Below are 22,748 nucleotides of genomic sequence, written 5' to 3'. Positions count from 1 at the left end.
CCTGCGACTCGTCGACGCTAGTGAACCTGCCCGATCTTTTGTGCGTCTCGCATTCGGATGGGGGCGTAGTACTAATGCAGAATTCGTTGAGCGAAGCATGGTGAGAAAACTGGCGACAATCCGGACGGTCGGTCCATTGCGACCGATTGAGGGGGCGGACTTGATCGAGTTGGCGGTGGTTGATGGCTGGAAGTGTGTTACGAAGAAGGGCGAATTCTCCGTCGGGGATGCGGTGATCTACTGCGAAATCGACTCGTTCTTGCCGGTGCGCGATGAGTTTGAATTCTTGCGAAAGTCGTCGCTGAAGACCATGGATGGCCGCGAGGGGTTGGCCGAGCAAGGCGAATTGGTCGGTCCGGGAATCCAGGAGAGCCGGTATCGATTGAAAGAGACTGCCGTCTTCGTGTTCAACGTCTTCGACGTCGGCGTTTCTGGAGACATCCCGAATGGAATCGCCTCAAAACGCACAGAAGGTACAAGAATCAGAGAAGGGAGTTTTAGCTTGGACGAAGGCGTTTCATTTGTTGCACCAGATCAATGTCTACCGCCGACTCTAAGCGTTTTGCGGCCGCGAGGCAGTATTGCCAGTCGAACCGTTCTCCAAGAACTTCAACGATGTCCTTCTCAAAACCGGAAAGACCGATTGCCAAGTCCAATTGAATGCCGCTGGATCGATCGATGATTGGTATCAATAGCGCAGATCGAGCAACCTGTTCATAGTTTTCGAGCAACGGGGAGAAACCGCTGTCGCCGAGGGACTCCACCAGGTTCAACGCCTCTTCGAGGTTGCAGAGCACAATGAGGTCGATATCTTCTGTCGCTCGAATTCGACCTCTGATCGAAGCGGCGAGACCACCGATCAGCGCGTAGCGATAATTCCGCGCCTCCAACTCTCCTGCGAATTTCGCCAGTACCTCGATCAACATTCGATTGCTAGACTGCCTTTTCAGCTGAGTTGAACGCTGCAACTTGCCTCACCCGAATCGGAAGCTTTTCGGCCATCCATCGTTTTTGGCGATCGATCGGAGACAGGTCTGGCTTTTCTACGCCCCGGCAGATGGCGACCAACTCGGCGAAACGCTCGACCTTCTGTATCGGGCTTGCCTGTCGTTCAAAATCAAGGCGAGCCATCGCAGTAGATGTTTCAAAAAGGCCAAAGTCGTGTTTGGGGGCATAGCTCATCTCCCCAGTATAACCTCCGGATTCAACGAGTCGATGGTATCGGACGTCGCGCCCCAGCGAACTACGCAACATGCGTCGGCTGGCCCAACTGAATCGGTCAGCGGGCCCGCGATCGATGGGACCAAGAGGACACAGGGGACCTAGAAGTCCTATGCGTCCTATTGGTCCTATTTCAAAAGCTGACGATCGATCCGATCGCCAGCAGTGCTGTGAATCCAAGCCCCGCGAGGAACAGAAGCATCGTCATCGCGCTGTTCCAAAGTCGAAAGTACGTGCCATAGCCTTCGATGGTTGGTCCCGCCAAGAAACACAGATTTGCGAAGACACCTCCAACGACAAGCATTTCCCAGTAGCCGCGGGCGGACGCGTGGTGCGGGAATCCGACCAATGTCAGCAGGAGTACCGCGGGTACAAGGATCGCATTGTAGTAAAGACGAAGCCGCTCCCAGCGTCGGATGATCGGTGCGAAGTCAACGCTGTCCGTAGTCGTTGAGCTCGGCGATGCGGTCGGGGCTGTGTACGGGTTGGACGTCGTCTCATTTTCCATTGGCTCGTCTGGGAACGATGGCTGATCAAGCAGAATCGTCTAGTTCTTCGGTTGATGCTGGACCTGGCGTTCGTTGGTCGCGACTGATTGCTTTCTCATCCCCAGCCAGGATAGAGGTGGGCGGGCACGGAGCAGTTGTCGACAACCGAGCGACGCGAGGAATCAACTTGTCACGTTCGGTTTTCGGTTTGGCGTGAAGCGAATCGGAGTGTGATCGCCGGTCCGGCTGCGAGGTTGTTCGGGGGGAGGTGGGGTCAAAAGATTTCGTGGGCAAAAAATATAGCGTTTGGGACCAGCGGGCAAAATCCAACCCCGTGGGCACAACGAAGTTGCACGGCTACGAATCGATCCGATTTTCAGCTAGGATCTGCAGCAGACGATCGGGGGTGTAGCTCAGTCGGTTAGAGCAGGGAACTCATAAGGAAAGCTGGCACCTCCCAATGCCGTAATCCCCCGCGTCTCAACACTTAGGGCATGCTGTCGAAACCGACCTTTCGGTTGTCGTGGTTGTGGTAATCTGCGTACGTATTCGTGGTCTCGAGCAACAACATAAACCGCTGTTTCTCCGCGACGGACCCGTGCAACGTTAGCGAAACAACTAGCTTTAGGGCGACACATGACCAGCAATTCGGCGGACAATCCGATCAAAAATGACACAGGAGATTCGCCAATCTTCGATTTGATGTTTCCGATTGATCAGACCAACCATGAACTTATCAGGGGGCCGGTTGAGATTGATTGTTCAGGTGAGACCTACCAATGGGTTGGCGTTGTGTCGCTGCGGATCACTCCAAGCCCAAGGATAATCTTCTCGGCGAAATCCACAGAATTTGGGTTCCATGAGCGGCTTGCGGCGAGGTTTTCCGGAGACCAAATCACGAAGTTCAGGTTCATGGGCAAAGAAATCGACGGATTCTACATCTCCCTGAATTCTTCCAACAATCAATCTGAAATCGAATGGGTAGCAAAGAGAGAGCCTTGCTTCTTGCTCGGCGACAGTACAACGCAGATCGCAACGATCAAGGCAGCGTTATTCAATTTCCCCGACGTCAATGGCAACCGTGTCGATTCTGAAAAGCGTGGAGGGCGAGAAGTCAGGATAAACATTCTTGAGCTAGAGCATGAAAATCTCAAAGCGGAGATCCGGTCGTCATTCGACTCATCGCGTGCAAACGGTAAGTCAAAACTGGATGATTTGCCTCGATTTACACATCAGCTCGCACTGTCGTTCGACGACGGCCTGGAGCATGCCGCGGAGGAATTTGAGAACCGTCTTTCTGTAGTGAAGGACTGTCTCTCGTTTATGAGCGGAAAACGTGTTGTCCCAGTTTGCCCGACGGGTTTGGATTCAAATGGATCGACTGCCTTTAAAGGTTTGTCGTCGCCCAACAGGTCGCCGGGGTGGGTCCCCTCTTGCTTGCGTGAAGGAAATGCTGATGGATTACGAGAGTTTTTTCGCTGCTATCTAGATACGGTGCGGCGGGAAGTATGGCAAAACTCACTTCACGAATCTGTCTATTGGTACTTGAATGCGAATCAAACTCATCGCGGTATCGATGCAGGAATCATTCTTTCGCAGGCAGCGATGGAAGTGCTGTCCTACACGTTTGCCGTCAATGACAAGGGGTTGATCAGCGATGATGGTTACAAAAAGCTTAGGGCATCAGACAAATTGCGATTGCTGCTAAAGTCCATCGGAGTTCCCACGGACATTCCTGCAGAATTAAAGCAGATACAGAATCTAGTGGCGAATGACAAAAACGTAAAATGGATTGATCTACCACATGCACTCACTGAAATCCGCAATTCTCTTGTGCACCCTGACACGAAGAATCGAGAGAAGTTCTATTCCTGTATCCATGACGCGTACACGGGTTGGCTTTGGTGTCTTGAGCTATCGATTTTGGCGATCTGCGGGTATTCAGGTCGGTATCGAAACCGACTTACAGCTACGGCGACCTGGGATAGTGATCCAGTGCCCTGGAGTTGACTCCGATTGACTCAACGTTGACGCGGTGGTGATGGTGGCGATGATTTCAAAATCCCGCGCCGCCGGAATTGCTGCGAGGAAGCACCCGCGACAGGCCGGGGGCGGCCTTGGGAGGACCCGTTGGGGCCTATTTCGGCGGTCTTCGAAACAACGACTAATCACCAGACGCATCATTGTTGGCATGCATCCACGAAAACAGCAAACCTAAACGCCTATCGGAATCGACATCGATACCATCGGCTTGTAGTGCGGTTACAAGATCGACCAGGGATTTTGCAATTACGCGTGATGATTCGTCTTTTCTCCACATGACTCGCATCATCATTGCTTGAATCAACGGAAGGCTTCGCTCCGCGATTTCACGCAATTGGTCTGGATGACCTTTCATCAATCCGGGGAGAGCTTCAATTGAATCCGTGTCGTTCGTTGACCAATTCAGCACAGAACTTTGCTGCAGGGACAAGAGATGTAGCTCCCGCTGAACCGTCCGAAGGAACTTTTTCAACGTGCCGTACGTACGCTTTGCCCATTCTCTGTTACGAATGTCTTTCACAGTCCATTCTAAGACGGGAGCCCCCAACCAAACTGTTGTGTTGCCATCCCCGTTGCTTCCCCAGGGCTGGAACTCCATTCCACTGAAAAAGCCGGGAATGGACGATTTCCCGAACGTGACGTCTACACGCTCTGGACAAAGGGAAAACACTGCTTGGTTGATGTAGATGGTGGAGTACAAGGAAATTTTTCCTTCCTCTAGCGAAACCAGGCCAATGAACGTCGGCAAAGAGTGGTTTACTACCCAATCGATTTCATGATCTGAATAGCTGAGAAGCTTTTCGGTTGACGACTTCAGCTGCACGTAAAATGAGTCTTCCGCATACAGGCTTTTGTCCTCGTCAAGCCGCAAAAGCGTAGCCACCGCATCCAGGCCGAAATCTTCTTGTCGAGCGACTTCCGCGACAGCTGCAATCCCCTTTAGCAGCAGGATTCCCAAGTGTTCGGCCAGATCTCCGTATCGAAAGCTTTGTAATCGTCGTCCGGGCACGAGTGTCTCTCACAGTTCAGATCATGAATCGGTGTAGAGTTGCAGCGATTTGTTCTGAAATGGTAACAGAAGGCGATATTGAATCCTTCAACGGTGTGAAACGAGCCCACAGCCAAACCGCGGTCCGCGAGATTTCGACATAGCGGGTGCATCGACTTCGCAGCGTTAGCGTGTTCTCCTTTGCCGCACACTTCGCTACGAAAGGACATGAATCTGGGTAAGATTGCGGCGACTCGGGGAGTCTCATTGACACTCGATTCTCTATGACTGGTGAAGCTACCGCCTGAATTTTACGAGAATCGGTAGAAAACTCGTAGGTCGGGGCAAAGGTTTATTCGCAATTGGCGAATATCCGCGAGTTCGGATTCATCGGTTGGCATTCCATTGAAATGTTCACAAGATCGGCATTCGAGCCGGGCGCTCGCCTGATCATCCCCATCCTCTGGTAAAGTTGACAGCGTGAATATCCTGGGACACACAGAGCGAACACCTCAACCGCAAGTTTCGTCGCCACGCACAATTCTTCTTCCGCTTTCTGTACTGGTGTGCCTTACTCTGATAACGCAACTCGGTAGTTTGGCCTATACCATTGAGGGGAGCTTCCTGTCCGCACTAGCGCCGAGCGTCCTTGTTTTGTGTTCGGTCACAATTCCACTGGCGGCGTCAGGGTTAATCCTCGGACAAAAGATCGGCCTCGGCGCGCCTTTGGTGACGGACCTACTCAGTCGCGTTCCAGGATCCGGTAGGAAACTATGCTCTGATGCCTGGCTTTCCGTCCTCTCGGGCCTAGGTCTTGGCATCCTGCTGCTTCTGCTTCGGTTCGCAACTCGGCCGTATCTACCACCTGAGTTACCGGAACTTGGACATCGAGGCGTATTGGGCGGACTGTTGGTTTCAATCGGTGCTGCGGTGGGAGAAGAGGTCTGGCTGCGGCTCGGAGTGATGACCATTCTTGTCTGGATCTTTTTGCGATCGATCGGACATCAGAAAGTTTCTCCGGTCGTCGGATGGTCTGCCATTGTTGTGTCTGCTTTGGCTTTCGCGGCCATGCACTTACCCCAGCTTGCTTCCTATGGGGCAGCCAATGGTGTCGGCATCGCGGCGACGATGATGGGAAACACGCTCGTAGGAGTCTTGTTCGGGGCCCTGTATTGGCGGCGTAGTCTGATCGCGGCAATGTTGGCTCACTTCGCGGTGGACCTCATGCTCCATGTTCTTCCTGCATTAGGAACCTGAGCCGGAGCGAGCCTGCAAAAGCGATCCGCGCCCGCGTTCTACGTACACCAGAATGACCAATCCGTCGTCGCCGCGGCGGTCAGGTTCACCGCCGTGCCGAAACGAATGACTGAACATTCGTCGGTTTGTCCAACCGCTGCGCGCCCGGGGATGGCGAGCTCGAAAGGATCAATAGGACTTAGGGGACCTAGACGTCCTATGTGTCCTCATGGTCCCATTGCACGGTCGCTGCCCCATCCCCGAAGGAAGGGCAAAACAATTTCAAGCTATGATCGTTTTGCCCCCCATCGTTTTGCCCATTGTTTGCTCGAGGAAAATCGGTCTTCGATAGCTTTTCAGGCCACCGAACCTGCCGTTTCTGGTGAAGGAAACGAACGGCGTTCTTTCGACAGGGGCAAAGCCCCGATCATTCGCCTAGCCCAGCCCAACGGACTGCGGCACGGTAGGAATCAAACGAGAGGGCAAATTCAGCGACGACATCGACGAGCAAGCCACTCAGAGTAGAGGCATCCTGTCACTTTGCGACACAGGTCGATGATCTGTCCCACCCGCCAACGTCGAAGCGTCTCAACACGGCGGGCTGCTGCGTTTCATCAGGAAAACGTGAAAGTTCTGTCACATCGTGATCAGGTTTTCGCTGAGTGAAGGTGTCGGAGCTGAATCCGGCAAACATACCACTGACAAAACTCTCGGCGGAATTGATCATGCGTTCCCTTCTTGTACTTAGCTTTTTCGTCACTACCAGTTCAGTCTTCGCACAACATCAGCAAGTGGCGAGCCGCAGCGTCGCGATGGAAACCAAACGGAACAGCAGCGTCGCGGTGGAACCGAAATCGAGCCGCGGTCTCGAGATGGGCCCAAAACAGAACCGCTCGCTCGCGGACGAGCAAATGCAGGCCCTGGTGGAAACGGAACTCACCGACTACGAAGTTTGGATCGCTGCCGATGCGTCAAAACACCAATACTACACGCTCTATATCCTCACAAAAGATGGCTGGGTCGAGGTGCCGGGCGACGCTAAGGGTGAGGCCGAGCGATTCTACTCTGAAAGCAGCGTCTATGACTTTCTTGCAGCAATGCAGGGTTACGGGATCGACTTTGTTGAGTATGAGATCGAAGCCCACACGCCGGACACCAGCTGGACTTACATCGGAACGTTCGACGAGCGCGACCATGCGGAAGAAATCTTGAGTCTGGTGCTGGACGGAATCGCCCTAAGCGGTGTCCAGAACGCCGACAGCTACTTCGGAGAAGTTCGCGCCGTGACCGCGGTCCCGAGAAGTTTGCGGTGACAAATAGTCGGTGACCGCGTCAGCCGCGGCGGGTGGCCCCTGCGAACCGCATGGGTAGTGAAGCCACGAGATGCTCTCACCATACGTTCCGACTGCAGCGACGTGCGTCCTCTAGCAGATCTGCGAACCAGCAGCATCCTGTCGCTCCGCGGCACACGTCGACGACCTTTCCGGGTGCCGTGGTTGACCCGTGCTTCTCCACGATGCGTACCGTTGCTCCGCGAGCAACGACGAACGCGGGTCTGCGGTCTCGACATTAAGCCTAGCCGCTTCCACGAGCCATTTCTGAGGCGCACATGTCGTTGCGTTTGAATTCGTCAAGGGCGTGATCCGAGCCCTCGAGTAGCGTGCAGGCTGGCCGTGCAATACGCGCCGGGTGCTTCGACCGTCGCGCCGAAAGAAGTCGCCTTCGCCGCGGCGGTCAGACTCATCTCCGCGCTCAAATTGACAAAATTCGGGGCGATCAATCGCCACCATTTCGACACGCAAACACTTTCCAGAATGTCGGTGATTGTCAACAACTCGTGTCGGTCTCCGGCACCGACTGCATTTCGGTCATCCCGCAACGAACGTGGCTTGGTCCAACCGCGGCGTCAAAGGGGCACGCGGTTGATAGGACCAATAGGACTGAGGGGACCTCTAATTCCTAGGTGTCCAATTAGTCTTGCCACGATGGTTTTGGTCCTCGTTCGATCTTCCCAAGACGATCTCTTCATCATTCGGCGGTGAGTTGACGTGAACTCGCAATGGGCTTCAAAAGGTGGCGATCGATCCAATCGCGAGGAGTGCGGTAATTCCGAGCCCTGCAAGAAAACGATGGCGGATTAGGCTGGCGTCCTCGATTGGACCCGCGTGACGACGGCATTGGCCGACTTTGGCAAACTCGTGCTTGCGTGAGTTTAATCGCGCAATGTCATCGCCGGAGCGGTTGTGACGTGCGTTGGGGAAAGGTGGGGGCAAAAAATTTCGTGGTCAAAAAATGTTGCGGCCGAGACGGGCGGACAGAATCCCCCTGGGCAACACGAAGCTGCACGGCTACGAATCGCGATCGAATTGGGATAGAATCTGCGTCCAACCCCTGGGGGTGTAGCTCAGTCGGTTAGAGCAGGGAACTCATAATTCCTTGGTCGCGGGTTCGAGTCCTGCCACCCCTATCTTTTTCTCGGGGCTGTGAATAGGCGGGCGCGTTGCGAATGACCTTGGGGTGTCGCAGGACGTCGGTGGTATGACTGATGGAATTGATCGTCGCGGAATTCGCCGAGGTTTTGGCAGCGCGGGCCCTCTCTGGCGATTGCTTGCTACGCAAACGCCGTCTCTCCCCGAGGGAGAGAGTCAAATGAACGTTCCCAGACCTGAGCGGGCGAGCCGCTTATGGGTTGAAGGTCCGCAGCATTTTGCGGCCCTTGTAGAGGTTGAATAGGTCTTCGGCGCCCAATGGGCGGGTGCGTCCGGCGGTCGCCTGGTCGATTGTTTCCAGGCCGTCGGTGATGACGACGCACTCGGTGCCTTCGCGGTTGGCCGTGAACACGCCGGCCCGTTCGTCCAAAAACAGCCCCAGCAACACGGGTTTAAGCTCCTCGTAGCCGAGGTGCTGCAGGTGTTGCTGGAACGTTTCCATCGCCCGCCGTTGGGCTTCGTTCATCGCTTCGGTCGGGACCGAGAAGATGTCTTCGTGATCGGCGTGCCAGCCGGCGTAGATGGCAAAGATGTCGTCGATCGGCATGTCGGCCAAATCGCAGGCCATGGTGAAGACGGCCGGCCCGGTCATGCCGATGTTGCTGTAACCCCGATCGCCCATGTTGTATTCGAACCGGACCAGCGTGACGTCGACCGGATCGTTGAAGCTGGGCCAAAGCAGCCGTCGCGACTCCGCGACTTCGACGTGGGTCGGCGGCACGCCCATCTGGTGCGGCTGGCTCAACCACAGCGCCATCTCAGCCTCCGCGGTTGATTCGGGCGTTCGGTAGTCCTCGTCGATCTCTTCTCCGATCCCCAGTTCGTCGGCATAGGCGATCGCGCGCAGCCGTGCGGCGGGATCGCTGGCGAGTTCAATCAGACGTTTGCGGCCTTCTTCGTCGCCCAGTTTGGCGAGTGCCCCGGCGGCTTCGCACTGCACGCGTCGGTGTCGCAGTTGGACGGTTTGGTTCAGTTTTCCGATCGCCGATTCGTCGCCGATCAACGCCAGTGAATCGCACAGTGCGACGGCCAGTGCGACCGCTTCGGCGAGCCGTTTTTGCACCGTCGGCACATCGTCGCCGAACGCACGCGGGTTGTCTTCGAAGAACCCCAGCCGGCTGGAAACTTGTCCCAGCAGTTCGGTCAAGCCGTCGAGGATTCCGGCCGCGGGGTGCTGGTCGACGCGACCGCTGCGGGCCAGATAATTCGCCAAGTCCAGCAGCGAGGCGGCCAGTGCGGGTTCGGAAAGGCAATCCAAGGCCGCGGGGAAGACGGCGTCGACCGGCCAGTCGTCGTGCTGCATCAGGGGGCTGAGCATTTGAGCCGCGTCCATCCAATCGTCCGGCGGACGCTGCTTTAAGATGTCGACGAACACCTCCAGCGATTCGCGCGAGCGTGCCAACGTCAACAGGTGCAACAGCAGATGGCGGTTGGAGGTTTCCGGCGGCAGCGATTGATCGATTTGACGGATCACGTCGGGCGTCAACGTGCCGATGATTTCCATCGACGCTTCGGACCGGTCTTGGACCAGCAGCGTGTGCACGACGCGTAGCAGGGCGCCGACGATCGCGGGATCGGACTGGCTCAACTGGTCCGGATGGCCGGCCAAGTGGGCCAGGACGGAGACGGCCGAGGCGGCATCGCCGGAGGCGAGTTCGCGGAGCCGGTAACCTGCGGCGACCGCGTCGGCATCGGCGCCCAGGAGCGAGGAAAGGGTCTGCTGAATCGACACGACAAAACGTCCGGGAGGGTGCGGTCTGGGTTCAGCCGTCGAGTGATAACCGGAAGCCAGCAGGCAAACAAGGTGTTGCCCCCCTCCGCTGGCCGTCAGCTTTTTTGAGGCATTTCCACCGGTGCGGTCGGCAGAAGCTCCAGCGCTTTGAGCCGGATTTCGATACGGCTTTCCTCTCGCCGTTTGGCTTGGTCGATCAGGCGGGCGATTTCGCGAGGTGTCAATCGGCCCCGTTGCAACGGATTCAGTTCGTCGTCGCTAATCTCCGCTTCGGCTTGCTCGTCGTCCGCCGCATCCGGGTCGGATTTGTCCGCGGTTTTGGCGGCAGCTTTCATCGGCACGACCAGTTCTTCGTAGATGATGCCGAAAATCGGGTGTTCGGCCGGTTCGGCGAAGCCGATTTCGGTGACCGGGACGGAGTGCAGGAAGGCGATCGTGGCGGCCGCAACATCACCCACCTGGACTTCGCTGCCGCGGACGCCGAGGTAGCGTTTTTGGAATACCACGGTGGGGTCGTGGATGTGAGTTGCCAGCAAGGCCGCGTGTTTGGGCGTCCCTTGTCGCGCGATTGCTTGCATGCATCGACACAACAGGATCGAGTCGGGGTTCTGTTTGAGTGTTTCGATCGCCAGCGTCAGCCCGATGTCCATTTTCCATTGCAGGGCCAAACGCAGCACCTGTTCGCGGATACTCAAATCGCTGTGGGCCATCCAGGTGGCGACGATCCGCATGAAGGGTTTGCCGAACACCGCGTCTTTGCGGAAATCGTTGGCCGGATAAAGCTGTAGCAACGACGCGACGATCAAATCGTATTGCGGGCCGGCTTGAAAATCGGGGTCGGTCATCGGCAGCAGCAGCGCCAGCAAGTCGATTCGCTGGGGGACTTCGCGAGGTCCGACCCCGCGTTCGATCAGTCGGCGGTGAACCCGTGACAGGCCCATCGAAAGTTGTTGTGGGGTGCCTCCGAGTGCATCGACCAGATCAGGGTGTTCGCGGTACAGATCGACAAACAGCTCGCGGATGGGGGGGGAATCGCCGAACCACTTTTCGAATTCCGGCCAGTTTTCCAGTTCGGAGGGACCGCCCTGCAGGAACGAGCGGATGCGGGATTCCAAGTTCTGCTTGGCCAGCGACTCGATGATGCGATCGAGTCGGTCGGATTGCTCGGCGTCACTGCTTTGCCGGCGAATCGATCGCAGGGTCGGCAGCGTCGCCGGGCCGATCCGAAACAGTTGTTCGGACGCTCGTTCACGGACGGCGAATTGATCGCTGCGGAGGTCGTCGACCAGCTTGGCGACGGGTTGTTCAAAGTCCTCGGGCGAGGAAGCCTGTGCAACGGCTTGGGCATCGGTGGTCGCCGGTGGGGTTTGACTCAACGCGTTGTCCGCCCCCACGCCACCCCCCAAGTAAGCGGCGGCGATGGCAAGCACCGCCAGCTTCAGGGCGCGTGGCGCCTGGGGTGTGGGGTGGATTGGCCAGGGCAGGAAAAATGAACCGGTCATGCCGCAAAGAGGGTCCCAAGGAAACGATCTGGACTCGCGTCAACACGTTTTCGCTTGTCGATTCTATCTGGTCCGGCTAGTCTGTGGGGAGTGACATTTTGGGCGATCGTTCGTCTAAAGCGTATTTCATGGGATTTACGGCCACTTGCAGCCCTTCTGCTAAAGAGCCATGCAAACAAAGCACACAGCCGGTGACGCCACGTCACCAACATCGACGACGCCTTCTAGCCAAGGCGATTCTTCTGTTCCGGCGGACGCTTCCGCTGCGATTTCCTCGGGGGACTCGGGAGCAATGCCCACGCGTCGCGCAGGTCTGTCCACACAATGCGTTCACGCAGGCGAGCGACGGCAAAAGGATTCCGGCAGCATCACCACGCCGATCTACACCGCCGCCACGTTCACCTTCGAATCGACCGACGATTTGATGCGATTCGTCAACGGCGATGAGCAGCGCGAAGAATACGGACGGTACGGAAACCCCAACGAACGCAGCGTCGAAGCCAAGATCGCGGCGCTGGAAAAGTGCGAGGAAGCGATCGTCTATGGCAGCGGCATGTCGGCGATCGTCGGATTGTTGATGACCAAACTGTCCGCCGGCGACGAAATTGTTTTCTTCGACCAGTGTTATCACCGCAGCCGTGAGTTCTGTGCCAAGCACCTCTCCCGCTTCGGCGTGGTCACCCGTCAAGTGACGACCGGCGACTACGACGCGATGGAAGCGGCGATCAACCGCAACACCAAGATGCTGGTCAGCGAATCGCCGACCAACCCGCACCTGTCGGTCATCGACCTGGAAAAATTTGCCGCCGTCGGCAAGGCCAACGAGGTCGAAACGTTGATCGACGCGACGCTGGCCACGCCCTACAACATGAATCCCACCGAGTACGGGATCGATTATGTGCTGCACTCGGCGACCAAGTATCTGGGCGGACACAACGACTTGCTGGCCGGCGTAATCTGTGGACGCAGTGAGCAATTGGAAGCCGTCCGCAGCATGCGTGGCATCCTGGGCAACATCAGTTCGCCCCACAACTTGTACTTGCTGGAACGGGGATTAAAAACGTTCGAATTGCGGATGCAGCGTCAAAACGAAAACGGGCTGCGAATCGCCGAGTTCCTGGAATCACACCCGCGTGTCGAACGGGTTTATTACCCGGGTCTGGAAAGCCATCCGACCCATGCGATCGCCGCGGCCCAGATGCGCGGCTTCGGCGGGCTGATCACGTTCACGATCCGCGATGCCGATTGGAAGCAGACGGCCAACGTCGTTGATGCCGCTCGAATCCCGCGGATCGCGCCCAGTCTGGGCGGCGTGGAGTCGCTGATCGAGCAACCGTTGGTGATGAGCTACTTCCACTGCACGCCGGAAGACCGCGTGCGATTCGGAATCGCGGACAACATGATCCGCATGTCTTGCGGGATCGAGAACGGTGATGATCTGATCGCCGATCTGGAGCAAGCGCTGTCGGTATGAACACCTTTCGGACCCGCGCGATTCATGTCGGTAACGAGATCGACCCGGCGACCGGTGCGGTCGTTCCGCCGATTCATTTGGCCAGCACCTTTCGCCAACCCGGAGCGGGCGAGTGGGGCGAGTTCGATTATTCGCGCAGCGGCAACCCGACGCGGAGCAATTTGCAGAACACACTGGCGTCGTTGGAGTCGGGCGTCGGGGCGTTGGCGTTTGCCAGCGGGATGGCGGCCATCCATTGCGTCACGATGTTGCTGGAGCAAGGTGACCATGTCGTCGCCGGCTGTGATTTGTACGGTGGTGCGTACCGGTTGTTGCACAAGATCTGTAACCGCAGCGGGATCGACGTCACGCTGGTCGACATGACCGACGCCGACGCCGTGGCCGATGCGGTCAATGATCGGACCAAGCTGATCTGGGCGGAAACCATCGGGAACCCGCGACTGACGATTCCCGATCTGCCGCGTTTGGCATCGATCGCGAAAGCGCGTGGCGTGATCATCGGCGTCGACAACACCTTCGGAACGCCGGCGCTGGTGCGTCCGCTAGAGCATGGGATCGACATCGTGATGCATTCGGCCACCAAGTACTTGGGCGGTCACAGCGATTGCCTGGGCGGCACGCTGGCGGTGGCCGACAAGCATCTTTTTGACCGGTTGTACTTCATCCAAAATGCGACCGGCGCGGTGTTGGATCCGCTGAGTTGTTTCTTGGTCAGCCGCGGATTGAAGACGTTGGATCTAAGGATTCGCGAGCAGTCCAAGACGGCGCTCGAGTTGTCGCGCTGGCTGGAGCAGCACCCCAAGGTTCGCAGCGTATTGTACCCGGGGTTGGAAAGTCATCCGCAACACGCGTTGGCGACCAAGACGCTCGACGGCGGGTTCGGCGCGATGGTGACGTTTGAACTCGATGCCGGGATCGCAGAAACGGCCAAGGTGTGTGAGTCGACCAAGCTGTTTCACTTGGCCGTCAGTCTGGGGGCGGTGGAGTCGTTGATCGAACAACCGGCAACGATGTCCCACGCCAGTTACGACGCCGCCGACCGTGCCCGATTCGGCATCACCGACGGGTTGATCCGATTGTCGGTCGGGCTGGAGTCGCTGGATGACCTGCGCGACGATTTAACGCAGGCGATCGACGCCGCGTCGTAATGCCAGCGTTAATCGCTCCTCATCATTCTGCCCCGTATCATTCTGCCGTTCCTCCGCTGACTCTCATCACCGCGGTTGGGTGAAGAGGTAGGAAAATTGATTCCATTGAATAGTTCAGCGGTAATTTCCTTACCCTCAAAATCTTCTTACCCGAATTGCCTCGATGGTAGTGGGCGAGGCGATGAGCCCATTCGTATGGCGCACTGTGAGGACTCCTCGCGTCGTCCACGACCGCCCAAAAAGAAGATGACGGCGTGACCTTCGGCATGCAACGCGTGCCCTACTTCGCCAGTCGCTGCTCAAAAAACTCCAGCATCCAAACGGTCAGCTTGGGGCTGAGGAAGGCGAACAGGTGGCCTTTGCCGGGCAGTGTTTGCAGGCAGGAATCGACGTCGCTATCGACCAGTGATCGATGAAAGTTTTTGGCGTTGTTGATCGGGACAATCCAATCGGCCTCGCCGTGGATGATTTGGAACGGCGGGTCGTTGGGCGAGGTGAAGCAGATCGGCGAGGCGGCGGCATAGACGCCCGGTAGCTCGCGTCGCGATCCGCCGAGGAAAAACGACAGCGACGTGTTGTCCGGCGGCAGATCACGAAAGTCCGTCGGCGGCCCGCCGATGCAGACGGCGCCGATCGGCGGCAGTTTTTCCCAGCGCTCGTCCTCCTGCGGCCACGCGGTGGTTTGGCGGACGGATTCCCAAGGTTCATCGGCGAGCGTGGCGACCAATGAAACCAGATGGCCGCCGGCGGAATAGCCGTACATGCCGACACGCCGGCTGTCCCAGCCGTACCTCGCCGCATTTTCGGTGATCCAGACCAGTGCGGCTCGGACGTCGTCGACCTGGTCGGGGAACTTGAAACTCGGGGCGTGCCGGTAATTGATCGCCACGGCGGCAAAGCCGTCCCCGGCCAAATCGCGGGCGTGTCGTTCCATCGTCCATTTGTCGCCCGTCGCCCAGCCGCCTCCGTGGACGACCAACACGACCGGCCAGGGGCGATCGGGGGCGGGATTGATCGCCGGTTTCGGCGGTGTGGCTGGCCCCGGCGGTGTGGCTGGCCCCGGCGGTGTGGCTGGCCCCGGCGGTGTGGCTGGCCCCGCTGCTGTCTTGGCCTGGGGCAGGTAGACATCGCATCGGCCGGCGCTACCGCGGTCGTCGCTGTCGTCGCCACAAAATTGCAGATTCGGGATCTTTTTGACGTCAAATGCCGCCGGCTTCGTCTCACCGGAGCTGGCATCTGCCGGGGCCGGCGACGCCGGGTCGCGGGTCGGATCGGCCGCAGCGACCGAAAGGGGCACCCCATTGCCGCTGGTCAGCAGACAGAAAAGACCTGCGAAAACACAGATCGATCGCTTTCCGATCGGTAGTCGTCTCATCAATGCGGTCCGCTCATTGGGCAATTGGCCTGCACACGTATAATGGTGAGGCGATGGCAAGGTTATTGAATTTGCACGATGATGATCAACCGTAACCCTCCCCTCGCTTCCCCATCCGACCTACAGAATACCCCCAAGTCAGACGATGCCAAGCAACGATTCGCTGTCCGGCGAAGACCTCTCATTGGATACCATTCCTGCGGCCGTCGAGGCGATTCGGCGAGGCGAGGTGGTGATCGTCGTCGATGCGGAGGATCGCGAAAACGAAGGCGACTTCGTCTGTGCCGCTGAAAAGGCGACCCCCGAAACGGTCAACTTCATGCTCGGTGGTCGCGGCCAATTGTGCGTTCCGATCCTGCCGGAAGTCGGCAAGAAGTTGGAGCTGACGCCGGTCGTGCCCGACAACAATGCACCGCTGCGGACCGCCTTCGTCACGCCGATCGACATCGCGTCGGCGCGGACGGGGATCACGGCCGCCGAACGCAGTGAAACGATTCTGCGGATGGCGTCCCCGGATTGCCGCGTCGAAGACTTTGTTCGCCCGGGGCACGTTTATCCGTTGATCGCCAAAAAAGGCGGCGTGTTGCGTCGCGCCGGGCACACCGAAGCGGCGGTCGATTTGGCCCGCATGGCCGGACTGCAACCCGCCGGCGTGCTGTGCGAAATCTTGAACGAGTCCGGTGACCGCGCCAGCCGTGACGAATTGATCGCCGTGGCCAAGGCCAACTCGCTGAAGATCATCAGCATCGAGCAACTGATCGCACATCGACGGGTGAGCGAAAAATTGGTCAACCGAGCCGCCCAAGCGACGTTGCCGACCAAGTACGGCGATTTTCAAATTATCGTTTATTCGGTGGACTTTGAATCCCAGGAGCCGATCGCGTTGACGCTCGGGGACCTGTCCGAGCAAGGCAATGGGGTCACGCCGCCGCTGGTTCGGATGCACAGCAGTTGTTTCACCGGCGATCTGATCTCATCGCTTCGATGTGATTGCGGTGATCAGTTGCAAATGGCGCTCGAAATGATCGCCGCCGAAGGTCGCGGCGCGCTCGTCTACCTGCCCCAGGAAGGGCGTGGGATCGGGTTGGCGCAAAAGATCAAGGCCTACGCCTTGCAAGACCAGGGGATGGATACGGTCGAAGCGAACCACGCGTTGGGGTTCAAAGCCGACATGCGCGACTACGGCGTCGGCCTGCAGATCCTGAAGGACCTTGGGATCAGCGACGTCCGTTTATTGACCAACAACCCCAAGAAACAACAAGCGTTCAACTTGCGCGGTTATGATTTGAAGCTTGTCGATCAAGTCCCGATTGTGCCTCCGGTCAACAAGCACAACAAAAGTTACTTGGAAACGAAACGCGAAAAGATGGGTCACCAATTGCCGGATTTAGGCTGAGATGGATACGCTTCCCGAAAAACCCGCGTGGCTCAACCGCGTTTCGATCCTGGGCGTCGGCCTGCTGGGCGGCAGCGTCGGCATGTCGTTGCGTCGGAGCGGTGTTCACGTGGTCGGGTACAGTCGGCGTGAATCGAGTTGCCGGGCCGCGATCCAGGCCGGTGCGGTGGACGAAGGCTTCACGGACATCGCACGTGCGGCACAGGGCAGCGATGTCGTCGTGGTCGCTTCGCCGGTCGACAAGATCGTCGCGTTGGCGATCGAGGCCGATGCGGTGCTGGCCGAAACCGCGTTGATCACCGACGTCGGCAGCACCAAAGCCGAAATCGTCGCCGAGATCACCGAGCGATCACCGTCGGCGGCCGCCAAGTTCGTGGCCGCCCATCCGATCGCGGGCAGCGAAAAAACCGGCGTCGAAAACGCCACCGCGACCCTGTTGGACGGCAAACTGGTCGTGCTGACCCCGGATGAGACGACGTCGACGGAATTGTTGGAGCGGTCCAAAACGTTTTGGTTGCAAACCGGCGGCCGAATTGTGCCGATGTCGCCGACCGAACACGATCAACGCCTGGCCGCGGTCAGCCATGTGCCGCATTTGGTCTCGTCAGTTCTCGCCAGCCTGCTGGACGAGGAATGTATGCCGCTGGTCGGCAGCGGCTGGAAAGACATGACCCGTGTCGCCTCGGGAGACCCGGCGATGTGGACGGCGATCTGCGAACAAAATCGCGAGGCCATCCTGGGACAATTGGAACGCTTCGCTGACACGCTTGGGTCGCTTCGGGAAATGTTGGTGACGGGAGACACCACGGCGCTACGACGCTGGCTCGAAGACGCCAAGACGCGAAAAGATGCCACGCAGTGAGCGGTCGATTGCCCACTGATGGCAGCGCGAACCCACGGATGTGATGCGGCCTGGGATCCGTGGGTTCGCGCTGCTATCGGTGGACTCATTCGGTTCCTCCAGACCTCCTGCCCGAACGCACACCTCAAGCAAGCTACCTGCCAAGGAGAGTGAGGCACGTAAACGCCTTGTTTCTGCGTGGTAAAAACCGCACGACCTCTTCCAGGGACGGTTGCGTCGCATCGCAGGTGGCAATCGGTGGGCCGTCACCAACGGAACATCGGCCAGGGGCCGGTGGTGGTGGTCATCGGTGGGACGGAGACATACCCGTCGCTGCGGCCGAGTGCGACCAGGTCACCGGATCCTTTGGCCGCGACAAGCTCGGCGGTACCGGTGTCGGTTAGGCGGGCCAGCAACATCGTGTGCAGCGGAATCGCTTTTTGCGGCGGTTGGGTGAGCGTGACCAGGGACGGTTGGTCCCTCCACGCTTGTTTGCCGGCGATGCGACGCAGCAGCGGCAGCACGAAACGATGGCAGTTGATCGTCGCGCTGACGGGATTGCCCGGCAGACCGACGATCAGTTTTCCGTCGTTGGTCGCGGCTCCCAAAATCGGTTTGCCCGGGCGAATCGGCAGCCCATGAAACACGATTTCGGCCCCGAACTGCTCGATCGTTTCGGGCACATAGTCATAGTCGCCCATCGAAACGCCGCCGGTCAGCACGACCAGGTCACAAGCGGTGATCGCCGAGGAAAGCGAACGCTGCATCGAATCGCGGTCGTCGCGGACATGGTCGACGATGTCCACACTGGCCGACGCGAGCTGCCCCAGCATGGATTGGACGGCGGAGCGATTGCTGTTTCGCAGCTGCCACGGTTCCAGCTGTTCGGTCGCCGGATCGACGACTTCGTCACCGGTCGTCAACACGGCGACTTTCACGCGGCGGAAACAGATCGGATCGGTGCAACCAAAGTTCGCCAGCGCCGCGACGACGGCGGGCGTGACTTCGGTGCCGATCTCCAAGACGCCGGAACCGACCGGGGCGTTTTCACCGCGGCGGCGAATGTGACTTCCCTCGACCGTTGACTCGATCGCCGCCGGTAGGAAGCGGATCGAAGCGTCCAATTCTTCGGTGTCTTCGCGTTTGACGACGGCCTGGCAACCTTCGGGAATGATCGCGCCGGTGAAGATCCGGACGACTTGGCCATCGACCATCGCCGGCGGTGGCGAACCGGCTTGGCTGATGCCACTGACCGGAACGGCGGCATCGGATCGCAGATCGGACATCCGGATCGCATAGCCGTCCATGGCCGAGACATCCGCGGCGGGGCTGTCGCGGTCGGCCACGATCGGTTCGGCCAGGATACGGCCGATGGGATCAGCGACCCGCTCGGTTTCGCCGGCGACCGAAAGCCGCTCGGCAAACGCCGTGATCGCCGCGTCGGGGTCGGAATACTGGAAGGGTTGTTTCATGACTTGGGTGACGGGGGCTTCAGGTCCGATGGCGTGTTGATGTTGTGACAGGATGCAGAGGAAAGTGGCACCGTGACGACTGACAACGACCGCAGCAATCGTCGCGGGCTGTACTGTCCATTTTGGATCGATTGCTCCACCACGTCGCAAACGGTGACCGGATAAATTGCGATCAGCGGTTCGATCGAATCGGGGGATTGCTCGGAGACGGCGCAGACGATTTTATCGCGATGGTTTGCGAAGACATCCCGCAGGGTTTGCAGGTCGTCGGAGGTCAACTCGGGCGTGTCGACCGGTGTGAAGACGCAGGCGTCGAAACCGGCATCGCGGGCGAAGGCGAGCGACGCGTGGATGCCGGAAATCGGGCCGTGGGATCCGGGCGGATCGGAGATGCGGCGAGCGTCGGTGTCGCGATCGACCGAGGAGGAAACGCAAACGGTGCCGCAGACCGATTGTAGCCGCTGGCAGGCATGGTCAAGAAACGACGTTCCTTGCTGCGTCGTCAACGCCGCCTTGTCTCGGCCCATGCGTTTGGAGGCACCACCGCAAAGGACGACGCCGAGCAGTTTGGGATCGGGGAGCGGCATGGGGGTGAGATGATCGTTGTCGTTTTGGATGGTGGTGGCCGGACTTAGATAAAGCTGAACTCTGATCAAAACGTCTGGTGAAAAGTCATCGTCCCTGCGGAACGTCGACTGTATTGCAACGGCTTTTAGCATCCAGTTTAGATTCTCTCTCCCTCGGGGAGAGACGGCGTTTGCGCAGCAAGCAAACGCCAGAGAGGGCTCGCGTTGAAATCATCTTGGCGATTTCGGCAACGAGCAAATCCGTCACTTTCTCAATCGACCCTCCCCTCGCTACGCTCGACCCTCCCTTCCAGGGAGGGTGAATTCCCAAAAACCGCACGACCTCTCCCAGGGAGGGTTGTTGATGCGCACGCCTCGGCCACGCGTTGCGGTGAACCCTGGCGTGCTGCCGTTGAGGGGTGTCTTCATGACGCGTCGTGCTTTTCGATCACATCTTCGACCCAACTCTTGGCCCGCATCATGGTGGGAAAACCGATCGTGGGGGCGGAGACGACGGCGACGTGACGCAGGTCATCGGGCGTGCAGCCGGCTTCGAGTGCTTTGCGGCAGTGCGAATGTGCGGCGCCTTCCAATCCGGCACCCAACGAGATCGCCAGCTTGACCAGTGCGACCTCGCGCGGCGAAAGCGGACCGGCCTCTTTGGCCGCCTTGCCGAACGCCTCGTAGGATTGCATCAACTCGGGATAGTCGGTGTGCATTCGCTTGTACGGTTTGGGAATCATGACTGTTTCACAATCTCCTGGAGGAGGGATTCGGTCGTGTAGGGATCGGCGACGGCGTGGACCGTCAATCCGAGCTCTTCCAAGCCGCTGGCGGTGACGGGGGAGATCGCGGCCAGTCGGGCTTGTTTGAGACCGTCGCCGTACAAACGATACAGGTTCTTTGCCGTCGCGGTGCTGGTGACGGTGACCCAGTCGATGGTTCGATCGGCCAGGGCCGCGGCGATGGAGGGATCGGCAGTGTCGACATCGACGTTCTGATACGCGACGACTTCATCGACCCGGGCACCGGCCGATTTCAGCTTGCTGGGCAACTCGTCGCTTCCGCGGCTGGCGCGGATGATGGTGATCGATTGACCGGCCGCGGAGGATTGCAATTGATTCGCCAGCGACGTGGCGCGGTAGTCGTCCGGCAGGATGTCGGCGCGAATGCCATGTTCGAGCAGTTTTAGATCCGTCTTTTTGCCGATCGCGGCGATCGAGGTCCCGGCAAGCCGGCGGGCGTCGTGCTTGAGGTCCCGCAGCCGACGACAATAGTGTTCGACCCCGTTTGCACTGCAGAAGATCAGCAGGTCGGTGTCATCGAGGTTCTCGATCGATCGGTCCAGGGCGGTAAAGTCGTCGACCGGTTTGACGGCGATCGCCGGGGCGATCAACGGATAGCCGCCCAGGTCGCGGATCGCGTCGGCCAGCGCCTCGGCTTGATCGGCCGGCCGCGTGACCAGGATGGTCTGACCGTGCAACGGCCGGTGCTGGACCCAGCGCATCGATTCGGCCAGCGTGGTGACGGCCCCGATGATTGCGATCACCGGCGGTCGAAACTGGCTCGCCGGGGTCAGCCGTTCGGCGACCTCGTCCAGCCGGCAGTGGATGGTGGCTTGGTCCGGCAGACTGCAGCGGCGGATCAGGGCGGTGGGGGTGGAGGGATCTTTGCCGGCAGAGATCAGCGCGTCGGTCCAGACCTTGGCCGTGGTCACGCCCATGTAGATGACCAGCGTGCCGGGAAATCTGGCAAGCGCGTCCCAATCCAGCGCCGATTCGCTCTTTCCGGGTTGCTCGTGTCCGGTAACCAGGGCGACGGCGGAGGCTAGACGGCGGTCGGTGATCGGGATTCCCGCATAGGATCCGGCGGCCAGTGCGGCAGTGATTCCGGGGACGATTTCAAAGGGGATGCCGGCCTGGTTCAGGGCGTCGACTTCTTCGGATGTGCGGGCAAAAACGGCCGGATCGCCGCCTTTGAGCCGGGCCACGGTCTTGCCCAGGGTGGCGTGGCGGAGGATTTCCGCGATGATTTCGTCCTGCCGCCAAATCCGGCTTTGCCCGTGTTTTCCCACGCAAATGTGTTCGGCGGCCGGCGCCAGGGCCAGGATTTCGGCGTTGCTTAAGCCGTCATACAGGACGACGTCGGCCCCACGCAGGCATCGAGCCCCCCGGAGGGTGAGTAATTCCGGGTCGCCCGGACCGGCGCCGATCAGATAAACGGTTGGTTTCATAGGGATAATTGAACGTAACGGGTCGGTTTTTCGTAGACCCGGACAGGCAACTTTGGTGCGACAAAACCGACTTCCAAGTTGACTCTGGACATCCAGGGCAAGCATCGCCATACTACGCGGCCCTTAAAAAACACAATTTCCGGCAACCATCCACGTAACGAAATGCCAAACACAGCGAGTGCCAAGAAACGGCTCCGTCAAAACGACAAACGACGTCTTCACAACCGTACCCTCCGCAGCCGCATGCGAACGCAATTGCGTCGCGTCCGTGAAGCCGTCGCGGCGGGCGACAGCGAGAAAGCTCAATCGGAATTCCGCGTCGCCAGCAAGCGACTCGATCAAGCCGCCGCCAAGAAACTGATCCACAAGAACGCCGCCGCGCGATCCAAGAGCCGTCTGAGCAAGCTGGTCAAGTCGGTCGCGTAGTTCTACAATCGTGGGATAGGCTTCCAGCCTGTCGATAGTGCGATGACAGGCAAGATGCCTATCTCACGAGTATTCTAACGCAACTCAATTTGCGTCTCTGACGATGCGTTCCGAGCGT

20 protein-coding genes, 1 tRNA gene and 1 pseudogene are annotated in these 22,748 nt (G+C 58.8%); 10 read left to right on the top strand and 12 right to left on the bottom strand.

Going from position 1 to position 22,748, the window contains the following annotated elements; genetic code table 11:
* Positions 1 to 97: 97 nt before the first annotated feature.
* Positions 98 to 319 (top strand): annotated as a pseudogene (locus H1B37_RS34320) (hypothetical protein); the annotation flags it as partial.
* Positions 320 to 497: 178 nt separating this feature from the next.
* Here the strand turns inward: H1B37_RS34320 and H1B37_RS05830 are convergent.
* The 3 genes from H1B37_RS05830 to H1B37_RS05820 form a co-directional block, all read right to left on the bottom strand.
* On the bottom strand, positions 498 to 926 hold the full coding sequence (locus H1B37_RS05830; protein WP_182865676.1) for a hypothetical protein: 429 nt from the start codon (positions 924 to 926) through the stop codon (positions 498 to 500).
* Between the two features lie 7 nt (positions 927 to 933).
* Positions 934 to 1,182, bottom strand: a complete 249-nt coding sequence (locus tag H1B37_RS05825; RefSeq protein WP_182865675.1) for a hypothetical protein — start codon at positions 1,180 to 1,182, stop codon at positions 934 to 936.
* A 172-nt stretch (positions 1,183 to 1,354) separates the two neighbouring features.
* The gene (locus H1B37_RS05820) at positions 1,355 to 1,729 is read right to left on the bottom strand and encodes a hypothetical protein (RefSeq protein ID WP_182865674.1); all 375 of its coding nucleotides are present in this window, start codon (positions 1,727 to 1,729) and stop codon (positions 1,355 to 1,357) included.
* Between the two features lie 616 nt (positions 1,730 to 2,345).
* Here H1B37_RS05820 and H1B37_RS05815 point away from each other — a divergent pair.
* A complete protein-coding gene (locus H1B37_RS05815; RefSeq protein ID WP_182865673.1) occupies positions 2,346 to 3,719 on the top strand; it encodes a YopA family protein in 1,374 nt (457 codons plus the stop codon).
* 154 nt (positions 3,720 to 3,873) lie between these two features.
* Here the strand turns inward: H1B37_RS05815 and H1B37_RS05810 are convergent, their stop codons facing one another.
* Positions 3,874 to 4,710, bottom strand: coding sequence for a hypothetical protein (locus H1B37_RS05810; RefSeq protein ID WP_182865672.1), 837 nt, complete (start codon positions 4,708 to 4,710; stop codon positions 3,874 to 3,876).
* A gap of 927 nt (positions 4,711 to 5,637) precedes the next feature.
* Between H1B37_RS05810 and H1B37_RS05805 the strand changes: the two genes are divergently transcribed.
* The gene (locus H1B37_RS05805; RefSeq protein ID WP_182865671.1) at positions 5,638 to 5,997 is read left to right on the top strand and encodes a CPBP family intramembrane glutamic endopeptidase; all 360 of its coding nucleotides are present in this window, start codon (positions 5,638 to 5,640) and stop codon (positions 5,995 to 5,997) included.
* Between the two features lie 514 nt (positions 5,998 to 6,511).
* Here H1B37_RS05805 and H1B37_RS05800 read toward each other — a convergent pair.
* Positions 6,512 to 6,703: a hypothetical protein gene (locus H1B37_RS05800; protein WP_182865670.1), complete on the bottom strand. Its 192-nt coding sequence runs from the start codon at positions 6,701 to 6,703 to the stop codon at positions 6,512 to 6,514.
* On the opposite strand from H1B37_RS05800, the gene H1B37_RS05795 reads away from it, so the two are divergent.
* Both H1B37_RS05795 and H1B37_RS05790 read left to right on the top strand, forming a co-directional pair.
* Positions 6,702 to 7,289: a hypothetical protein gene (locus H1B37_RS05795; protein ID WP_182865669.1), complete on the top strand. Its 588-nt coding sequence runs from the start codon at positions 6,702 to 6,704 to the stop codon at positions 7,287 to 7,289. The genes H1B37_RS05800 and H1B37_RS05795 overlap by 2 nt on opposite strands.
* A 1,080-nt stretch (positions 7,290 to 8,369) precedes the next feature.
* Positions 8,370 to 8,443, top strand: a tRNA-Ile gene (locus H1B37_RS05790).
* A gap of 215 nt (positions 8,444 to 8,658) precedes the next feature.
* Here H1B37_RS05790 and H1B37_RS05785 read toward each other — a convergent pair.
* Together H1B37_RS05785 and H1B37_RS05780 are read right to left on the bottom strand one after the other, a co-directional pair.
* Positions 8,659 to 10,197 carry a HEAT repeat domain-containing protein gene (locus H1B37_RS05785; protein ID WP_182865668.1) on the bottom strand — a complete coding sequence of 513 codons (1,539 nt, stop codon included), beginning with the start codon at positions 10,195 to 10,197 and terminating at the stop codon, positions 8,659 to 8,661.
* A 95-nt stretch (positions 10,198 to 10,292) separates the two neighbouring features.
* Positions 10,293 to 11,699: a hypothetical protein gene (locus tag H1B37_RS05780; RefSeq protein WP_182865667.1), complete on the bottom strand. Its 1,407-nt coding sequence runs from the start codon at positions 11,697 to 11,699 to the stop codon at positions 10,293 to 10,295.
* A 292-nt stretch (positions 11,700 to 11,991) separates the two neighbouring features.
* Here H1B37_RS05780 and H1B37_RS05775 point away from each other — a divergent pair, with 292 nt between their 5' ends.
* Both H1B37_RS05775 and H1B37_RS05770 read left to right on the top strand, forming a co-directional pair.
* On the top strand, positions 11,992 to 13,173 hold the full coding sequence (locus tag H1B37_RS05775) for a trans-sulfuration enzyme family protein (protein ID WP_182865666.1): 1,182 nt from the start codon (positions 11,992 to 11,994) through the stop codon (positions 13,171 to 13,173).
* A complete protein-coding gene (locus tag H1B37_RS05770) occupies positions 13,170 to 14,321 on the top strand; it encodes a trans-sulfuration enzyme family protein (RefSeq protein WP_182865665.1) in 1,152 nt (383 codons plus the stop codon). Before H1B37_RS05775 ends, H1B37_RS05770 begins: the two co-directional genes overlap by 4 nt.
* A 280-nt stretch (positions 14,322 to 14,601) precedes the next feature.
* On the opposite strand, the gene H1B37_RS05765 is transcribed toward H1B37_RS05770, so the two are convergent.
* The gene (locus tag H1B37_RS05765) at positions 14,602 to 15,696 is read right to left on the bottom strand and encodes an alpha/beta hydrolase (protein WP_182865664.1); all 1,095 of its coding nucleotides are present in this window, start codon (positions 15,694 to 15,696) and stop codon (positions 14,602 to 14,604) included.
* Between the two features lie 145 nt (positions 15,697 to 15,841).
* On the opposite strand from H1B37_RS05765, the gene ribA reads away from it, so the two are divergent.
* Both ribA and H1B37_RS05755 read left to right on the top strand, forming a co-directional pair.
* Positions 15,842 to 17,092: a GTP cyclohydrolase II gene (ribA, locus tag H1B37_RS05760; protein WP_182865663.1), complete on the top strand. Its 1,251-nt coding sequence runs from the start codon at positions 15,842 to 15,844 to the stop codon at positions 17,090 to 17,092.
* 1 nt (position 17,093) lies between these two features.
* Positions 17,094 to 17,954, top strand: coding sequence for a prephenate dehydrogenase (locus H1B37_RS05755; protein ID WP_182865662.1), 861 nt, complete (start codon positions 17,094 to 17,096; stop codon positions 17,952 to 17,954).
* A 245-nt stretch (positions 17,955 to 18,199) separates the two neighbouring features.
* Here H1B37_RS05755 and H1B37_RS05750 read toward each other — a convergent pair whose 3' ends face one another.
* The 4 genes from H1B37_RS05750 to cobA all read right to left on the bottom strand — a co-directional run bounded on the left by H1B37_RS05750 (position 18,200) and on the right by cobA (position 22,204).
* The gene (locus H1B37_RS05750) at positions 18,200 to 19,405 is read right to left on the bottom strand and encodes a molybdopterin molybdotransferase MoeA (RefSeq protein ID WP_182865661.1); all 1,206 of its coding nucleotides are present in this window, start codon (positions 19,403 to 19,405) and stop codon (positions 18,200 to 18,202) included.
* Entirely contained in the window at positions 19,402 to 19,992 is a 591-nt protein-coding gene (mobA, locus tag H1B37_RS05745; protein WP_182865660.1) for a molybdenum cofactor guanylyltransferase, read from the bottom strand. Before mobA ends, H1B37_RS05750 begins: the two co-directional genes overlap by 4 nt.
* 404 nt (positions 19,993 to 20,396) lie before the next feature.
* Positions 20,397 to 20,714 (bottom strand): carboxymuconolactone decarboxylase family protein, encoded by a 318-nt coding sequence (locus tag H1B37_RS05740; protein WP_182865659.1) that lies wholly within the window; start codon positions 20,712 to 20,714, stop codon positions 20,397 to 20,399.
* Positions 20,711 to 22,204: a uroporphyrinogen-III C-methyltransferase gene (gene cobA / locus H1B37_RS05735; protein WP_182865658.1), complete on the bottom strand. Its 1,494-nt coding sequence runs from the start codon at positions 22,202 to 22,204 to the stop codon at positions 20,711 to 20,713. The genes H1B37_RS05740 and cobA overlap by 4 nt, the downstream gene beginning before the upstream one ends.
* Before the next feature lie 162 nt (positions 22,205 to 22,366).
* Between cobA and rpsT the strand changes: the two genes are divergently transcribed.
* The gene (gene rpsT / locus H1B37_RS05730; RefSeq protein ID WP_182865657.1) at positions 22,367 to 22,630 is read left to right on the top strand and encodes a 30S ribosomal protein S20; all 264 of its coding nucleotides are present in this window, start codon (positions 22,367 to 22,369) and stop codon (positions 22,628 to 22,630) included.
* The last annotated feature ends 118 nt before the right edge of the window (positions 22,631 to 22,748 follow it).

This window comes from Stieleria mannarensis, assembly GCF_014154935.1.
Classification (GTDB): Bacteria; Planctomycetota; Planctomycetia; order Pirellulales; family Pirellulaceae; genus Stieleria; species Stieleria mannarensis.
The sequence above is the reverse complement of the archived record's forward strand: the minus strand, read 5'-3'. Positions and strand labels throughout refer to the sequence as shown.